We start from the raw sequence: 16,671 nt of genomic DNA on the forward strand, positions 1-16,671 counted from the left end.
TACGTGGTCGCAGTCAATGACACTCGACCTTCTGAGAACGCGCTGGCTTGGGCGACATCACGAGCCGCGAGGACCCGTGTGCCCGTCGTCACGGTGCGTGTTGATCCCGGAACCGGTTCCTCCCAATCATCGGGCCACCAGGAGATCGTGTTGCACGGTCCGATCTCTCACACGCTGGCAGGCTTCGCTCAGAGAGATGACCTGCTTGTCATCGGCACGGGAAAGACGGGCTTCATCCATGCGCGCGGGTACGGGGCGCGCGGCATCCAGATCGCCTCGAGCACTCGAAGCAGCGTCGCTGTCGTTCCCGATGTCGACCTGCGTTTTCGCGCCGGTGTCATCGCTGGCATCGACCACGCCGAGACAGCCGAACTCGTGGCATCCGTCGCGGGTGCCGAAGCTGCAGCGCTCGGCGAACCACTACAACTTATTCACTCGTCGTTCGGGCGCGAGTCAGCGAAAGCCCCTTCTGAACTCGCAACCGCAGCGGCAACCGTCAAGAACCGTTGGCCTGGCCTTGTCGTACGCACGCGGATAACAGCGCGTCCGCCAGCCGAAGCGCTCCTCGATGCCTCTCGAAACGCGACGATTCTGGTTCTCGGGCCCGGCTGTTCTCAGCCCGACTCGCCGTTTGCTCTCGTGATCCACGACGTGCTCGTCAATATCAATGCGCCCGTCCTGATTGCGCGCATGGCCTTCGCGAGCGCAGAACCTCCCGCCGATCGGCTCACACTCTCCACTAAGGAATGAACACATGGACTGGCTATTTAACGGACTTCCGATTCACGTTCTGCTCGTCCACTTCGTGGTGATCGTCGTGCCCCTCACAGCCATCTGTCTCGTACTTTCGACGTTCTGGCCTGCGGCTCGGCGCCGACTGGGCCTCGTGACTCCGATCTTGGCTCTCGTGGCACTCATCAGCGTGCCGATCACGACACAGGCGGGGGAAGCGCTCGAAGAGCAGGTCTCTGAAACAGCGCTGAGCGAGTTGCACACCGAGCTCGGAGATACCCTCCTGCCCTGGGCAATTGCACTATTCATCATCGCCGCGCTGCAGTGGTTCTGGTTTGCGTTCTGCACGGGTGATGGTCGATATGCGAAGCAATTCACATCGAAGACGATCCGCACGACGATCACCATGGCGCTAAGCATCGCCGTGATCGCCGTCGCGATCGGGTCGGTCGTGGTCGTCGTGATCATCGGCGAGTCGGGTGCCCGAGCAGTGTGGGACTCCAAACTCGGTTAGGCCCGAGGGGCTGTGTTCTCAATTCGGCGCGGGAACTCGGTCCAATCGACCGGCGACGAGGCCGCCCGCGAGCGCAAAAATGAGTAGCGCTGCGAGCACCACGTACAGCGATACGACCCAATCACCCGTCTGCTCGTGAAGAGCCCCAACGACTGTCGGCCCCATCGCCGCGATGCCGTATCCGATCATCTGGGCGAGTCCTGAGCGCCCCGCGATGACGCGCTGTCCGCCGCCGAGCCCGGCGATCATGATGAAAATGATGGTGAGCCCGCCGCCCTGCGCAACACCGCCGAGTAAGCACCACAAGAGCCAACCCTGCGGGAAGAACAGAAACCCGAGCGGGACCGAAACCCAGGCCGCGGCTACAGCGACGACGGCGACGAGTGTGGAGCCCCGCGTCGTGAGCAGCGGAACAAGGAGCGCACCGGCAATACCTGCAACCTGGAAAATGCCCGCTATCGCACCCGCGGCTTCTACGCCGAAACCGCTGTCCGTCAACAGTGTCGGCAGCCATGCCGTCATCGCGTAAAAAGAGAACGCCTGACCGGCGAAGGCCGCGCCCAAGATCCATGTCGTGCCGTGCTTTGCGGCAGATCCCGCCGCGGTTGCAGGACTAGCATCCACGCGTCGACGCTCGGGGACGACAGCCCCGCGGATTCCGTGGAGTGCAATCCAGGTGGCGAGCGCTGCCACACCGAACGCAACGCTCGCGGCGAGGGCCACGCGCCATCCGAGTGCGCCGGCAAGCGGCGCTGTCGACACTGTGACGGTCATCGTGCCGATATTCAAAGACGCTGTGAACACTCCGGTCATGGTGTGCACACGGTTCGGCGGAAAGTCACGAGCGATGATGACCGGCATCACGACATTGCCGATCGTCAAAAAGACGCCGATGATCGCAGTTCCGAGAAGTGCCGCTGCCAGCTCTCCGGAAGAGCGGATAACGCACCCCACCACGGCGCCCGCAAGGCTCAGAGTGAGGGCGAAGTTCGCGCCACCACGGCGAACGATGGCGACGCCGAGCGGTGCACAAATAGCGAACGCGAGCACCGGGACGCTGGTGAGTAATCCAAGCACTGTCGCATTGATACCGAGCTGCTGCTCGACGACGCGCGCGACCGGAGCGACGGCGACGACAGGGCTTCGCAGCATCGCCGCAGTGAAGACGATCGCTGCGAGAATCCAGATGACGCGACTGCGTGAATGATCCGCGCGAGGCAAAGAGGACGCCATGTGGGAACGTCAGTCCGTGGCCGTTTCGACAGCGCTGGGCTTGCGGATCAAGAACGAGAGTCCGATGATCGCCAACGACAGGACGGCAGCCAATAACAGCGCATAGTGCGCGCCCTGATCAACGGCGAGTGAAGCTGACCCGCCCCCCGAGCGCACCGATGTACCGACCATCGTGTACACCACGATAAAAAGAGAGGTACCGGCAGCTCCAGCGATCTGCTGCGCGGTGCCGATGCCGGCGCTGGCGTAGGGATAGAACTGATCTTTCACCGAACTCAGTGCGACGGTGAACAGCGGGGCGAAGAGCAGAGCGAGACCGGCACAAAGCACGAGGTAGAGGCCGAGCACGGTTCCGAAGGTTGCGTGCGCCGTGAGCATCAACGCCATCATCCACAACGCGACCGAGGTGATGATGGCTCCGGGGATCACAAGTGGCCGTGGGCCAATCTTGTCGAACGCCAGTCCAACGAATGGGCCGGCCAGACCCATGAGAAGGCCCCCAGGCAGAACTATCAGTCCGGACTGGAGGGGGCTGAGCCCGAGGCCATCCTGAATGTACAGCGGCAAAAGCGTCAGCGATCCGAACAGGATCGCATTCATGACCGCCATCATAATGAGCGCCCGAGTGAAGGCTGATGATGCGAAGATTCGCAGATCGATGAGGGCCTCGTTGGTGCGCTGAAGATACAGCTGGCGGAATACAAAGGCTGCGAGCGAAAGAGCGCCGACGAGCACCGGGATCAGGGGCGACATCGTCGAAACACCCTTCGTTTCGTTGCCGAACTCAGACAAGCCATAGATCAGCCCACCGAACGCTAACACCGATAGCAACACGGAGAGGATGTCGATACGCACGCGCTCTGGTTCGCTGACATTCGTCATCCGCCAAATACCCAGCACGAGCGCCAGCACTCCGAACGGGAAGATGATGATGAACAGCGCCTGCCACGGCAGCGAGTTCACGATAATCCCGCCGAGTAGCGGCCCCATCACCGGCGCCACCGACATGACGATCGTGATGGTTCCCATCATTCGACCACGGCGGCCTACCGGCACCACCGTCATAATGGTTGTCATCAGCAGCGGCGTCATGACTCCCGTGCCGGCGGCCTGAAGTACTCGACCCGCAAGCAACATGCCGAACACGGGCGCAACCGCCGCTACCAGCGTGCCAACGACGAAAAGGGTCATCGCACCGATGAATACCGCACGCGTCGTAAAGCGTTTCATGAGGAAGCCGGTGAGCGGAATGACCACTGCCATCGTCAGCATGTAAGCGGTCACGAGCCATTGCGCTACGGATGCACCGATCTTGAGGTCATCCATGATCCGCGGCAGGGCAACACCGACGAGGGTTTCGTTGAGCATGACAACGAATGCCGAGATCAGCAGCAGGCCGATCACACGGCGGTGTGCTGCCGTAATTCCGGTTGAGTCCTGCTCGACGGGGACTTCACTAGTGGGGTTCGACACGGGGCCAGTATGGCAGCGTGTGTCACAACATCTTTGCCTGATCGCGAAGATAGCCCGCGTATCCACCGGGTGTGCGGCCCGTGAATCGACCCGAAGTGCTGACTTCGGCAGTATCGCTTGCCGTTACGGTGGCGCCGACCTGTCGGCACGATTCCACCAGCCGCACATCTTCGTGCTCGGCCGACCCGCTAAACCCCCGCGCTGCAAGATAGGTGCTGGCACGCACTCCGAGGTTTGCCCCGTGCACATGGCCGTTGGGCGCACCCGGAAGATGTGTGCGCAGCCACAGATCTTGATGATTGGGAGCGAGGTCGTTGAAGTCGGGGCGTACCGTGCCGACGACGACATCTGTGCCGGATGCCGCGAGCTCGAGCTGAGTCGTCAGCCAATTCTTCGGCACAGTTGAATCCGCATCGGTGTTTGCAATCCAGATCTGACGCGAAGGCAGCCCGGAAAACACCGAAAGCGCCGAAGCGATACCGCGGGCGCGAGCGACGCCCACCGCGTTCGCCGCGATACTCATCGTCACGAACGGGTGCTGCGCAGCGATATCGGCCGAGCCGTCGCTGCAGGCGTCGAGCACGACTCGGACTTCGCACGGGATGTCGACACTGCTGATCGCCGTTTCAATCGAGTCGAGGCACGCAGCGAGAAGCATCTCTTCGTCGTGCACTGGCACGACGATAACGGCAGCACGTATTCTGCCGAGGCTCATTGCAGCCCCTCCCGCTGGGCCACAGACACGACGGGCCGGCGAGCGAAGACCTCAATGACAAAGTCTTGCTCTTCATGGATGGCGATGACACCCCAGCCTTCGACGGACCTGAGGGCAGCGTGCACTTCATTGCCATTCAACGGATACTCATCCACTGGATGACGCCAATGACAGGCGACGAGGCATCCATCGCCTGTCATCGTGGCGTCGATGAGCGCAATCGTCTTCGCGAGGTCGCGATGCGATAGGTAATAGCCCACTTCCGAAAAGATGATCGTGTCGAAATCACCGTCTGGCCACTGTTCAGGCACGGCGCTTTGGCGCAGGGTGACGTTGGGCCGCTCAGCGAGTCGAGAAGTTGCCGTATCGATGGCGGTGGCGGATGCATCGAGCGCGAGAACCTCGTCTGCCCGCGCTGACAGTTCCGCCGTGATCAAGCCCGTTGAACAACCAACTTCTAGCACTCTCCCGAGGTTCCGCACCGGAAGGCTTGCCATCAGTAGTGCACGTTTACGCTCCTCGTACCAGCGCGTCTCAAACCCCCACGGATCGGCATGCCGAGCATAGAACCGCTCGAACCAATCAGCAGCAAGCGTCTCGCCGTCGGTTTTCGAAGCCTCGACGAAGAAGAGCTCGGTGTGCCGCTCGAAGTGCGCGTGCATCGACGCAGACAGAATCGGCTCGTCCCCTGGCGCCTCCGACAGTGACTGCACCTGTGACTGGTGCGCGCGGAGCGCTCGGCCCTTCGCCGCACGCTGCCCGGACGTTAGCGCAAGCATTCGGCCGGCATCCCAAGGCACGTCGTCGGGGCGCCCCCAATGCCACAACCAAATCGGATAGCCGAGATGAGGGATGCCGCGAACCTGTGCGACCCGCGACGCACAGTCCGCAGTCACCCGGTGGTCTCTGTGCCCGTCGCCAGACCAGGGGGCGACGATCACGCTCTCCCCCGAACTCTGCGGCAACTGCTCTATAGCCGAGAGCAACGCCGCGGCGAGTGCTGTCGCATTCTCGCGAAGCTCTCCATCGGGAAGCCCCAAAAAGTGCACGCGAGCGGTGGGGGCGAGAACACGCACTGCGCTGAGCACCTCTTGCCTTCTCAGCGCAGCTAAGCGCGCAGGGGTGTGAGATGGCGAGTTCGGATGGGATGCCTCGCCGTCGGTTGCGACGATGACCGTCACCGCACTCTTGTTCTCATATGCCCAACGAATGAGACCTCCCGCGCCGAGAGTCTCGTCATCGGGGTGCGCTGCCACGACGATCAGCTGCTTGATGCTCAAGTCGAGCGGCTGAACGCTGCTGATTCGGTCATCCGCCTGCCAGATAGCTTCCGGCGTGCCGGCGGCGAGGTGGTCGAAGCTCACCATGCTGCACGGGGTGCAGCAACGATCTCGCGACCGATCTTCGCGACGTCACGGAGGCCGTGGTGCTGACGCAAATAGAGGTGCAAACCCGCAACCTGGCGCGCATACGCCTCGTCAGCGACGAGCGGCGCGGGGCCGAGCGCTGAATCTGCTTCTCTCAGGGTAAGGGCCGCGGCATCCGCGACGACCGACCGAACGCGCTCCGCGAGCAGGCGGTTTCCAACTCCTGCCGATGTGCCTTCGTCTACGAGAGTTGCAGCTTCCGAGAGAACAGCACGGGCAGCCCACAGCGCTGCATCGACTCGACCCAGGTGGACCAGCGCGAGCTGGTCGGAGTGAGCGGGCCGCGCCGCATCGAGTAGTCGTGCCGCGACTCCGACTGCAGCTCCCCACCAGCACGCAGCCACCGACATTGCGCCCCAGGTGAATCCCGAGCGTGAGAGGTACCACCCGGCGTTCCCCACTGGGACTGCCGGAACACCATCAAAGTCGACTGGCGCGCTGACGACATCGGGCAGGCCACGCGCCACCCAGGGCCCTGGATGGTGCTGCACGCCCGGCTCGCGGAGGTCGACAGCGAAAAGCCCACGATTGCCGTCACCAACATATGCCGTCACCAGCGCGTGCGAGAGGTGAGCGGCGAGTGAACACCAGGGCTTCGTTCCCGAAAGAGTCCAGCCGCGGGATGTCTCTCGCGCATCGACGCGCACACCATCGGCCTCGGCAGCGAAAACACCCCAGCTTGATCCTTCGCCGGCGTTCAAAACCGCCATGTCGTCCCGCTGCGATATGCCGCCCGCCTGTGCCTGCGCGAGAATACCCAGCGCGTCGAGGTGTGGTTCGAGCATTCGCGCCGCGGACACATCGTACTCAGCGGTCGCTGCGAGCAGCTCCCATGCCTCCGCGGTGCTGCCTTCCCCCACGCGCGGCGAACGGTTGATCACGTCCACGCACCAGTGCAGCGTTGCCTCGACGTCGCGCCCGAAACCGTGGATGCCGCGCGCGGCAGCGATCGCAGACGCGACATGATCGCTCTGGCGCGCACCAGGAGCTAACATCGCGCGACTCATGCGCCATCGACTCGCGTCTCGTGCTTCGCCAGCGTTCTCGCCATGATTGACCTCCAGGTGGAGGCTATGGCCCTGTTAACCGCAAGAAGTGGGACTTGACAAACGAAATCAAATCCACGACCGAGTGCTACTCGGGTTCAGGAAGAAGCCGAAACGCTCCACTGTTCTTACTGGCCGCACCAGCCAGAATCGCGATCCACTTCGGGTTGAGAGGTTTCGCGCGCGGCTCGTCGTAGCTGAAATAGAGCGGCGTACTTTTAGATATCCACACGGTGCCGTGAAGACCAGGAGTCGGGAGCGCTGCATCGCCATCGACATCCGGCTCGTTGTCCCAGCTGAAACTGAAGCTCTCATCACGCCGGAGCTTGCTGAGCATCACCGACTGCAGATGGTACAAGCCCCAATCAGCGATCTCGATCGCCGGCGCAACGCCGTAGATTAACTGCCCCATTGGTACCCCTCGCCGCCGACAGATCGGCAGTCATTTCGCAATGTGTGCGCCCTTCACCGGCAAACGAGAAGCCAAAGTCGATTCGGCTGCACACTCGCGACCCTACTCGCTCAAGCACGACCCTGCGAGCACGTTTTCGTGGAATCCGTCGCCGAACCTGTGCACGCGCACTGCGGAATTTATCCTGAACCCTCACGGAGGTAGAAGGCCGAGAGAAACCCACCCACGAAGCTGTCGCCAAGGCCGATCGTCGTCGGCGACGCGACATCCGCAACCACCGCTGCGACTCCCCGGGCATCGGTACGGGTTCGTTCGAGCGTTGCGACGAGGCGCTCACCTCCTCGATGACGAGGTAGCTGCGCGGTCTCTTCGAGGTCGGATGCGACAAGAGAGTCGCCGAGGCGGTAGCGCGTTGCCGACATCAAAACAGCGTTTTCAAGAGCTTCGCGATATCGGCCAGCATCGGGCCCGACTGCGATTGCCCAGAAACGCGTGTGCACGACAAGTGCTGACACGGGAATAAGAGCGTGTGCTTGAGCCAGCGCGGCGCTTACATCTCGCGCATCCAACAGATCGACGGAACGACCGACGTACTCCTGCAACTCGTCCTCGTTCATGCCGTACACATCAATGCGCGGGAGCAGCCGAGCGCGAGCCGTCGCAGCCATCTCACGGTGATAGAAGCCGGCATCTTCGTAGTACACCAGCGCTTGCGCGGGCAGACGTTCCATCGCCCGCACGAGCTCGTCTAGACGCTCTTCTAGCAACGCGGGATCCTGCATCGTGTTGAATCCCGAGATCAGAAACGCTCCTGCACCGTCGAGCACATCGGAAAGTTCAGCAGAAATCGCCATCACCCTGTTAGGCGCATCGTTGGCGAATATCAGTCGGTTCGAAGCTGGAGAAATGACATCACCATCTACAACGCGCACCCTGGCACCGACGGGATACTGCACGATGAGGTGCGGATCGAGGGAGTCACCATCGGCCGAACAGATCCATGAGATTGCCTGAGGCATGAGCCTGCGCACGTTTTCATCGATACTGACCAAGTGCTGAATCGTGGGAATGCCCAACTTTTCGAGCGCGAGACCCGCCCTCACTCCGGTGCCACCGAGCGTTATAGCCTTCGCAAATCTCCCGGCGAATCGCTCCAGCGTCAGCGAGGACTCCACGAGCCGTTCCCCGCCGCCTCCGGCGGCGATGAACCCGACGATAGTTACGACAAGGGACCGCTCATCAACGACCGGTGCCGTGGTGGTCAACTCATGGCGGCGAATGCCGTAAGCAAGCGCAAGCTCGCTGAGCACCGCGGCGTCCCAATCGATCTCGTAATCGACGGTGCCGCCAAGTCCAAGCACAAGGTGACCACTCATGGCAACGATCGCGTCCTCTCTCTGCGAGCCCTAGTAGAGCGAAGCCTTGCCGGATGCGCCGAACAGCTCAATCTTCTGCGCTGCGGTGACCTTCATTGCCTTGATTGGTTCCGGCTGGATCGCGTTGGGTTCGCGAAGTCGTTCGTCGGTGCCGAGAATTTCGCGCATCCGATTGTGGTAGCTCACCTTGATGTCGCTCGAGATGTTGATCTTGTTGATCCCCAGCGAAACAGCACGCGCCAGCTCGGCATCGGGGTTACTCGACCCACCGTGCAAGACGAGAGGGATGCCAACGGCCGCTTTGATTTGTTCGAGGAGATCGTGGCGCAACTCGGGGTTTTTGTCCGATGGATATAGCCCGTGCGATGTGCCGATCGCGATCGCGAGACTATCGACACCGGTCTCCGCGACGAATCGAACCGCATCATCCACATTGGTGTAGATGATCTCGGCCGCGCCGGATTCTCCGTAACTGTCGTTGGCACCGATCGTGCCGAGCTCGCCCTCCACTTGAATGCCGACTGCGTGCGCCGCCTCGACTACTTTCCGCGTGAGGGCCACGTTTTCGTCAAAAGGCAAAAGCGACGCGTCGATCATCACAGAGGTGAACCCCGCCTGGATTGCGACAATCATCTGCTCATAGGTTCCGCCGTGGTCCCAGTGGATAGCGACCGGAACACTGGAACGGTGAGCGCGCTCTCGCATGGCGGCAATGAGATCGGTGGTGATATGCGCCACCTCGTCGGGGTGGATCGCGACGATCACCGGAGCATCCAGCTCTTCGCTGATGTCCATGATTCCTGTGAACATCGCCCAATCACTGATGTTGAAGGCAGGGATAGCGAAGTTGTTCACGTTCGCGACGTCGAGGATGGATTTGGCGGTATACAGCACTGTAGATTCTCCTGTTGATTGGGATGGATGTGCCCGGATTGGGTCGTGGTTTCAGCTCTTCACAGAGCCCGCAGTGAGGCCGCTCATGAAGTAACGCTGAAAAAAGAGGAAAAGGACGAGAACGGGGATTGATCCGAGCACGCTCATGGCCATGATTTGGTTCCACTCGTAGGAGTGCTGGCCCATCAGCAGCTGGATCCCGATGGGCACCGTGCGCATGTCGATGGTTCGCGTGAGGGTCAAAGCGAAGAGGTACTCGTTCCAGGCGATCATGAACGTGTAAATGCCGACGGAGACGATCCCGGGTACCGAAATCGGCACGAGAACGCGCCATAGGGCGGTCATCGAACCCGCGCCATCTACGCGTACCGCTTCGTCGAGCTCGCGGGGCAGGGTATTGAAGTATCCGGTCAGCATGATGATCGCGTACGGAAGCGTGAACACCATGTACGTGAGAATCAGACCTGGATAGGTGTTGTAAAGTCCGAGCGCAACCATGAGACCGAAGTACGGAATCAGAAGCGTTATCGGTGGGACGGCCTGAACGCTGACGATAACGACGTTGAGCACACGCTTGCCTCGAAACTCGAAGCGGCTGAGAGCATACGCGGCCTGGATTGAGATGAGCAACGTCAATAGCGTCACCGCGATCGCGATGACGTAGCTATTGAGAAAGAACCTCATAGTGACCGGATCAGCAAAGATTGCGACGTATGCATCGAATGAAAACGTCTCGGTGATCAAACGCGGCGGCAGCTCGAAAATCTCAGTATTCGACTTGAACGAGTTCGACAGCATCCACACGATCGGGCCTGCAGCAAACATCGCACCGAGCACCAACCCGACGATGAGTGCGGCTTGCGCACTTCGCTTGCGAACGTTGACAGATGTGGACATCTCAGTCCCTCGCCTTCTGGTGACGAACGTAGAAAATGGCGAGCACCATTGACATCAATAGGACAAGAACTGCAGAGGTCGCGGCCGACGAGAAGTCATATTTGGCGAATGCGAGCTTGTAGGTGAATGTGCTGAGCACCTCTGTTACGTCAATGGGCCCGCCGCCGGTAGTCATCCAGATAAGAGCAAACTGCTGCGAGGTCCAGATCATGTCGAGCAAAAGCAGACTGACGATGATGGGACGCAGCTGCGGAATCGTCACGTTCCAAAAACGCTGAGTCGGGCTGGCTCCATCTACTGTCGCCGCCTCGTACAAATCGCCGGGGATGCCTTGAAGGCCCGCGAGAAGGCTCACCATGAAAAACGGGTATCCCGCCCAAATGTTGATGAACGTCACCGTCCCAAGCGCGAGCTGGGGCGATGCCAACCACTCGATGTCAGAGTTCAGCAAAAAGTTAATGACGCCGTTGGGTGCCAAGAGCATTCGCCAAAGCACTGCGATCACTGCGACGGTAAACAGCCACGGCAGTACATATAACCCGCGGAAGATGGCACGAGGGAAGGCGCCGATGAGCTTGCTATTGAGCATCATCGCGAATCCAAGGCCGAGCACGAGGTGTGCTGCGACGCTCGTAACGGTGAAAATGACGGTGTTAGACGTCGCTCGCCAAAAGCCCGCGTCGGTGAGGATGGCAACGTAGTTAGCGATGCCGACAAACTCCCCGGACTTGCCGAGAATGACATTGTCCTGGAACGAGTATCCGACCACCATCACGATCGGCACGATCATCAAAACCAGCAGCAGAGCCAACGTCGGAGCCAAAAAGGAATAAGACTCCGTGGTCTTTCGTAGCTGACGTCGTCGGCGTGATGGCGATACGCCGGTAACGATTACCTCTGTGTCGAGGGAAGGAATTCTGCTGGCCATCGGCCCACTCGTCTCCTTAGGTGGTCAGGTGCCGCATCTGCACGATGCGGCACCTGGTCAAAGTTGTGGATGAAGGATCAGAACTCGGACTTCCACGCCGTCTGCGCGTTCTTCAGCGCCTCGTCCACCGATTGCTGGCCGTCGAGCTCAGACTGCAGTTGCTCTCCGAGCAAGCGCATGAGTTCTTCAGCAACGGGCAGCCCCGTGAACTCATTAGCGGGGTAGCCCGCCTGGTAGATCTCAAAGGCTTTCGCGAACAGCTCATCGTCAGTCACGAACGCTGGGACGGACTCTGTGTTGCCAGGGAAAGCATTGGCCATCGTCGAAAGGTCTGAATTGACGTCTTCGCTCATCAAGTAAGACACGAGCTTGAACGCTGCGTCTTTGTGCTCTGAGTTCTCGGCTACGCCAATTCCCCAAGAGGCATAGGGAATACCGCGTTCACCGTCGTACCCGTCTTCAGCGGGGATGGCTGAGATTGAGAACTCTAGATCTGGATTCGTCTCACGAATCAGGTTGATGTGAGCGAGCGAGTCGATCATCATGCCCACTCGTCCGTTTGTGAACTCTTCCACCTTGTCTTGCTCTTTCATCGTGAACGACCCGGGTGCGATGACCCCGGCGTCCCACAACTCGGAGATGTAGTCGACTGCCGAGGTGACCTCAGCGTTAGTGAGATCTGGCTGTCCGGCGTCTAGCATCGAGCCGCCGGAGGCCCAAACCCACGACATCACGTCGTTCTGCACGCCGTTCGGCGATTCGAGCGACAACGGCAGAACCCAGCCGGAAGCGCCATTATCAAGCGCCGTGATTTTCGATGCCGCATCAGCGAACTCTGTGCGCGTACTCGGCGGGCTCATAACGCCCGCCTCGGCGAGCAACGCGTCATTTGTGAACATGGGGTAGACGAAGTTGACGACGGGGATCATGTAGGTGGCGCCGTCGACTTGAATCTGGCTCGCAAGTTCGCTTTCGTCGTATCCAGAATCTGTCATGAGCTCAGTCAGGTTCGCGATGACGCCCTGCGCCGCAAAGTCATTGACCCACGCGCCGTCCAGACCCACGACATCAGGCATGGTTCCCGACGCTGCGCCAGCGAACAGTTGCTCTTTCGTCGATGCGTACGGTCCGCTGACAAGGTCGACCTTGATCCCCGGATTCTCTTCTTCAAACTGGTCGATCAGCGCGCGAAATTCACCATCGGGCAGCTCAGGTTCCCACCATTGCGCAAACTCAATCGTGACATCGCCGTCCGCGTCCGTACCGGATGCGCCTCCCGCAGAACAGCCTGTCGCTGTCAGCAAGCTGACGACCGCGGTCGCGGCTCCGACCATCTTCAGGGCCTTGCTGTGCCCTTGACCCGTGCTGGTCATCGTTTCTCCTCTTTGAGTGTCGACGCCTTCCGCAAAGATGCGGATTAGTGCGGCTTTCAGCATTAATATGCCAGATTTTGCGGAAATGTCAATATTGTCCGCGATATAACTGCGGTTTATTGCTGTTTAGTGCGCCAGCCACTCAGCTTTTGCGCGTGATTGTGCTAGATATGGAGCATGAGCATTCCGCAATCAGGGCGAGGAAAGCGACTACCCGCTGGACGAAAGGCTGACCTTGCAGCTTACGTAGCTGGCAATGGACAGGTCACAGTCACCGACCTCGCCGAGCATTTCGGTGTGTCGATCGACACCGTCCGCCGTGATCTCGATCAGCTCCACCGAGAAGGCGCACTCATCCGCACGCATGGCGGCGCCGTCAGCGCCACGGACGGAGGGCTACGTGACCGCGGACTGGATGTGCGACTGCGCATGCAGGTCGAAGAAAAGGAGTCGATCGCACGCATTGCGGCAGAGATGGTGAACGATGGTGCTGTGATCATGCTCAACGCAGGCACGACCACCCTCTCGGTCGCTCGCGCACTCCGCAACCACCACGACCTCACGATCGCGACCAACAACCTGCGCATACCGGCAGAGATCGCACCATCAGCATTCCGCGATCTTTACGTATTCGGTGGTGCCGTGCGCGCTATCACGCAGGCCACCACGGGACCCGTGGTCTTTACTATGGCTGCGGGCGGGCCTGAGGTCGATATCCGCTGCGACCTCGCACTTGTGGCAGTGGGCGCGATCGATGAGTCCGGGTTTTCCACGAGCAACCTCGGCGACGCCGCGATGATGGCCGAGATGATCGAGCGCGCCGAAAAGACTGCAATCCTTGCCGATTCCACGAAGCTCGGACGTCGCCTCTTCGCAAAGGTTGCGCCGCTTGAACGAGCTGACTACTTGATCACGGATGCTGCTCCCGAATCCGGCCTCCTCGACGCTCTCGCTGAAGCGGACGTAGCACTCCACACTCCTTGAAGATCGTGGGGTGCTGGCGTTTTTGAACGGGGCTCAATCAGATTGCTGCGCCGCCGCCCGGAGCTCTCGATAGGCGGCGCTAGTCGCATCGGCGAGCGCCGCGACTCGAGGGAGAGCCTTCGGGTCGACGCAGAATCCGATACCCATCTCACCGGCGCACGAAATCGCGGAAATACGCAACGCATGGCCGGTCGCGGGTTCCGAGGAGGTGAAGATGTCCTCCACGTGCCTGCCAGCTATCGAAACCCGCGCCCGCGGTCCCGGCACGTTCGAGATGGCGACGCTGAACTCCCGGGAGCTGTCGGCAATGCGGTGAGCTGCAGTCGTCACCCAGTTCCACCGCCCGAGGGCATGAAAAAGGTCATACATGAGTGTCGGGTCGTCATGCAGTTTCTCGTTCCGGGTCTGCGCGCTGATCCGATCGAGGCGGCGCAGCGGATCAGACTCTGTGAGCGGCAGGTCGACGTTGAGGAACGAATCCCGATTCCCGAGATCGGTCGAAGCTTCGTCACGGTGATGCAGGCTCACCGGCACCTGTGCGCGCAGGCTGTGCGCGGCATGACTACCGAGCCATCTACTCAGCCCTCCTGCAACCACAGTGAGAAGCACATCATTCACCGTCGCCCGCTCCGGCCGAGATGCGCCGATCGCCTTCAGTTCTTTCAGCGGTACGGCGACAAATGCAAGCTCGCGCGCGCTCGTCACCGGCCGGTCAAAGGGAGATGCGGGGCCTGGCCGACCGAGTTCGCGCAGCACAGCTGCCGGCATGCGGCGTAACTCCTCGGCGCGCGATATCGGTTGCTCACCGTCGCGCCGACCCGCGGCATGCATCGATGCGCCGGCGACGTCGAGAAGCACGGCGTCGAGAAGGACGGCCTCGAGGAACCGCATCCCCGCGATGCCGTCCACCATCGCGTGATGCATCCTTGCGGCGATCGCCTCCCGCCCGTCGGCGAGCGGACCGAGCAGGTCGAGGGTCCAGAGAGGATGCGCGCGGTCGAGGTGTTCCGACATCAGCACACCGACCGCATGCCAAAGCTCCTCGGTCGTCGCGCCTTCCGCGCCAGTGCGGCGGCGGACGTGGTTGACGATGTCAAAACCCTCGGACGGAACCCACCGTGGCGGCCCCTCGCCCGCCTCGACCCGCTGGAGTGCCCGCGGTTGATGGACCAGCCGCGCGGCGACAGCGGCGCGCACGGCGTCGAGATCGAGCGGCACCCCCGGCTCGATGACTATGAGTTTCAGGGTGTGACCGGTCAGCACGTCCGACTCCATCGACAGGATGCGTGCATCGTCGACAGAAAGGGGATCGGGTTCGCTGACCATCAGCCCCAGGGTAGCGTCCGGTCGCACTCCCGGTACTACGCATCCTCCGCATCGTCCACCCCCTTTCGCGACGTGGTCGTGCCACGCCAAGCTGGAGTATGCGGTTTCTGGAAGATCTCAGCGCCTGGGTGGCGCAGCAGCGTTGGTACGCGGGCAAAAGTCACGAGCCTCGATTCCGAATTCTTGCGGAACAGTCCGCGCCGGGGGCCACTCGGTACCTCCTTATGGATGATGCGGGTTCATTGCCCGCGCTTTATAACGTGCCATTGGCTCGCGTGGAATCTTCCGTCGAGGCCGTTGATTCGATCAGTGGAGACGGCGACGCATACCTTATCGATGCGACCCGGCATCCCGATTTCGCAACCGGCATGCTCGCAGAGATGGGCGTAGACGTCAGCCGAGTGACGGGCTCACGCGTTCTCACCGCTGAGCAGTCGAATACGTCCATCGTGTTCGATGAGGACGGCGAGCCGACGATCATCCTCAAAATCTTCCGCACTCTTCACCACGGCGAGAACCCTGACGTCACTGTGCAGCGCGCGCTTAGCGCCGCTGGATCACCGTACGTTCCACGGTTCCTTGCAAGCCTCGAGACCGAATGGCCCGATGTCGGGCGAGCGTCGGGAACGGCACACGGCACGCTCGCATTCGCGCAAGAGTTCCTGCCCGGCGTACAAGACGGATGGGGCGTCGCCCTGGACGCCGCGCGAGATGGTCGAGACTTCACCGAGTCAGCTCATGACCTCGGTGTCGCCATCGCCGGGGTGCACGAGGCTCTCGGCGCGACGCTCGAGACTGTCGATGCTGGTCCTTCCGACGTCGCGATGACGGGCGCCGCGTGGCGCAGACGGCTCGCGATCGCGGCGGCCGAGGTTCCGGCGGTCGCGGATCGAATAGCTGCAATCGAGGCTATCTACCAGGCGGCCCTCGAACGCCCATGGCCGCGGTTGCAACGCATCCACGGCGACCTTCACCTCGGGCAGGTGCTCGCGGTACCGCATGGCGGGTGGCGCATCGTCGATTTCGAAGGCGAGCCGCTCCGCCCCATGGAAGAGCGAGCAATCCCCGACCTCACGACCCGCGATGTTGCCGGGATGCTGCGCTCCTTCGACTACGCCGGCGCTGTCGGTGGCAGGAGCGACGGCGTCGCCTGGGCGACAGCTTGCCGTGGTGCATTCATTGCTGCGTACGCTGGCGCGGCCGAGACTGTGGACCTCGACCCGGTCATCCTGCGAGCGCTCGTGCTCGACAAGGCCGTGTACGAGTCGATTTATGAGGCGCGAAACCGCCCGGAATGGCTGCCAGTCCCGCTCGCAGGCATCGACGCCGCTCTCGCCTGAG

16 protein-coding genes are annotated in these 16,671 nt (G+C 61.3%); 4 read left to right on the forward strand and 12 right to left on the reverse strand.

Annotated elements, in window-relative coordinates:
* Positions 1–78 precede the first annotated feature (78 nt).
* Both G6N83_RS05480 and G6N83_RS05485 read left to right on the forward strand, forming a co-directional pair.
* A complete protein-coding gene (locus G6N83_RS05480) occupies positions 79–750 on the forward strand; it encodes a hypothetical protein (protein WP_165140102.1) in 672 nt (223 codons plus the stop codon).
* A 4-nt stretch (positions 751–754) separates the two neighbouring features.
* Positions 755–1,246 (forward strand): DUF2231 domain-containing protein, encoded by a 492-nt coding sequence (locus tag G6N83_RS05485; protein ID WP_165140104.1) that lies wholly within the window; start codon positions 755–757, stop codon positions 1,244–1,246.
* 18 nt (positions 1,247–1,264) lie between these two features.
* Here G6N83_RS05485 and G6N83_RS05490 read toward each other — a convergent pair whose 3' ends face one another.
* The 11 genes from G6N83_RS05490 to G6N83_RS05540 form a co-directional block, all read right to left on the reverse strand.
* Entirely contained in the window at positions 1,265–2,479 is a 1,215-nt protein-coding gene (locus G6N83_RS05490) for an MFS transporter (RefSeq protein WP_165140106.1), read from the reverse strand.
* Positions 2,480–2,488: 9 nt separating this feature from the next.
* Entirely contained in the window at positions 2,489–3,952 is a 1,464-nt protein-coding gene (locus tag G6N83_RS05495) for a DHA2 family efflux MFS transporter permease subunit (RefSeq protein ID WP_241246297.1), read from the reverse strand.
* A 22-nt stretch (positions 3,953–3,974) separates the two neighbouring features.
* The gene (locus G6N83_RS05500) at positions 3,975–4,667 is read right to left on the reverse strand and encodes a glycosyltransferase family 2 protein (protein WP_165140108.1); all 693 of its coding nucleotides are present in this window, start codon (positions 4,665–4,667) and stop codon (positions 3,975–3,977) included.
* A complete protein-coding gene (locus tag G6N83_RS05505) occupies positions 4,664–6,034 on the reverse strand; it encodes a bifunctional PIG-L family deacetylase/class I SAM-dependent methyltransferase (RefSeq protein ID WP_165140110.1) in 1,371 nt (456 codons plus the stop codon). The genes G6N83_RS05500 and G6N83_RS05505 overlap by 4 nt, the downstream gene beginning before the upstream one ends.
* The gene (locus G6N83_RS05510) at positions 6,028–7,089 is read right to left on the reverse strand and encodes an acyl-CoA dehydrogenase family protein (RefSeq protein WP_208379732.1); all 1,062 of its coding nucleotides are present in this window, start codon (positions 7,087–7,089) and stop codon (positions 6,028–6,030) included. The genes G6N83_RS05505 and G6N83_RS05510 overlap by 7 nt, the downstream gene beginning before the upstream one ends.
* Positions 7,090–7,228: 139 nt before the next feature.
* Positions 7,229–7,552: a DUF7882 family protein gene (locus G6N83_RS05515; protein ID WP_165140112.1), complete on the reverse strand. Its 324-nt coding sequence runs from the start codon at positions 7,550–7,552 to the stop codon at positions 7,229–7,231.
* 179 nt (positions 7,553–7,731) lie between these two features.
* Positions 7,732–8,928 (reverse strand): ADP-dependent glucokinase/phosphofructokinase, encoded by a 1,197-nt coding sequence (locus G6N83_RS05520; RefSeq protein WP_165140114.1) that lies wholly within the window; start codon positions 8,926–8,928, stop codon positions 7,732–7,734.
* 30 nt (positions 8,929–8,958) lie between these two features.
* Positions 8,959–9,822: a ketose-bisphosphate aldolase gene (locus G6N83_RS05525; RefSeq protein WP_165140116.1), complete on the reverse strand. Its 864-nt coding sequence runs from the start codon at positions 9,820–9,822 to the stop codon at positions 8,959–8,961.
* 51 nt (positions 9,823–9,873) lie between these two features.
* Positions 9,874–10,719 (reverse strand): carbohydrate ABC transporter permease, encoded by an 846-nt coding sequence (locus tag G6N83_RS05530; RefSeq protein WP_165140118.1) that lies wholly within the window; start codon positions 10,717–10,719, stop codon positions 9,874–9,876.
* Between the two features lies 1 nt (position 10,720).
* Positions 10,721–11,647, reverse strand: a complete 927-nt coding sequence (locus G6N83_RS05535; protein WP_165140120.1) for a carbohydrate ABC transporter permease — start codon at positions 11,645–11,647, stop codon at positions 10,721–10,723.
* Between the two features lie 77 nt (positions 11,648–11,724).
* Positions 11,725–13,020: an ABC transporter substrate-binding protein gene (locus G6N83_RS05540; RefSeq protein WP_165140122.1), complete on the reverse strand. Its 1,296-nt coding sequence runs from the start codon at positions 13,018–13,020 to the stop codon at positions 11,725–11,727.
* 177 nt (positions 13,021–13,197) lie between these two features.
* On the opposite strand from G6N83_RS05540, the gene G6N83_RS05545 reads away from it, so the two are divergent.
* Positions 13,198–14,004, forward strand: coding sequence for a DeoR/GlpR family DNA-binding transcription regulator (locus G6N83_RS05545; protein WP_165140124.1), 807 nt, complete (start codon positions 13,198–13,200; stop codon positions 14,002–14,004).
* A gap of 33 nt (positions 14,005–14,037) precedes the next feature.
* Here the strand turns inward: G6N83_RS05545 and G6N83_RS05550 are convergent, their stop codons facing one another.
* Positions 14,038–15,330, reverse strand: a complete 1,293-nt coding sequence (locus G6N83_RS05550) for a wax ester/triacylglycerol synthase domain-containing protein (protein WP_206535829.1) — start codon at positions 15,328–15,330, stop codon at positions 14,038–14,040.
* A 98-nt stretch (positions 15,331–15,428) separates the two neighbouring features.
* Between G6N83_RS05550 and G6N83_RS05555 the strand changes: the two genes are divergently transcribed.
* Positions 15,429–16,670, forward strand: a complete 1,242-nt coding sequence (locus G6N83_RS05555; RefSeq protein WP_165140126.1) for a phosphotransferase — start codon at positions 15,429–15,431, stop codon at positions 16,668–16,670.
* Position 16,671: the final 1 nt, after the last annotated feature.

This window comes from Microbacterium endophyticum (assembly GCF_011047135.1).
Lineage (GTDB): Bacteria > Actinomycetota > Actinomycetes > Actinomycetales > Microbacteriaceae > Microbacterium > Microbacterium endophyticum.

Excerpts from the sequence above, each read along its gene's own strand:
- G6N83_RS05485 (WP_165140104.1), top strand. The coding sequence starts at position 755 with ATGGACTGGCTATTTAACGGACTTCCGATTCACGTTCTGCTCGTCCAC.
- G6N83_RS05490 (WP_165140106.1), bottom strand. The coding sequence starts at position 2,479 with ATGGCGTCCTCTTTGCCTCGCGCGGATCATTCACGCAGTCGCGTCATC.
- G6N83_RS05500 (WP_165140108.1), bottom strand. The coding sequence starts at position 4,667 with ATGAGCCTCGGCAGAATACGTGCTGCCGTTATCGTCGTGCCAGTGCAC.
- G6N83_RS05505 (WP_165140110.1), bottom strand. The coding sequence starts at position 6,034 with ATGGTGAGCTTCGACCACCTCGCCGCCGGCACGCCGGAAGCTATCTGG.
- G6N83_RS05510 (WP_208379732.1), bottom strand. The coding sequence starts at position 7,089 with ATGTTAGCTCCTGGTGCGCGCCAGAGCGATCATGTCGCGTCTGCGATC.
- G6N83_RS05515 (WP_165140112.1), bottom strand. The coding sequence starts at position 7,552 with ATGGGGCAGTTAATCTACGGCGTTGCGCCGGCGATCGAGATCGCTGAT.
- G6N83_RS05520 (WP_165140114.1), bottom strand. The coding sequence starts at position 8,928 with ATGAGTGGTCACCTTGTGCTTGGACTTGGCGGCACCGTCGATTACGAG.
- G6N83_RS05530 (WP_165140118.1), bottom strand. The coding sequence starts at position 10,719 with ATGTCCACATCTGTCAACGTTCGCAAGCGAAGTGCGCAAGCCGCACTC.
- G6N83_RS05535 (WP_165140120.1), bottom strand. The coding sequence starts at position 11,647 with ATGGCCAGCAGAATTCCTTCCCTCGACACAGAGGTAATCGTTACCGGC.
- G6N83_RS05540 (WP_165140122.1), bottom strand. The coding sequence starts at position 13,020 with ATGACCAGCACGGGTCAAGGGCACAGCAAGGCCCTGAAGATGGTCGGA.
- G6N83_RS05545 (WP_165140124.1), top strand. The coding sequence starts at position 13,198 with ATGAGCATTCCGCAATCAGGGCGAGGAAAGCGACTACCCGCTGGACGA.
- G6N83_RS05550 (WP_206535829.1), bottom strand. The coding sequence starts at position 15,330 with ATGGTCAGCGAACCCGATCCCCTTTCTGTCGACGATGCACGCATCCTG.
- G6N83_RS05555 (WP_165140126.1), top strand. The coding sequence starts at position 15,429 with ATGCGGTTTCTGGAAGATCTCAGCGCCTGGGTGGCGCAGCAGCGTTGG.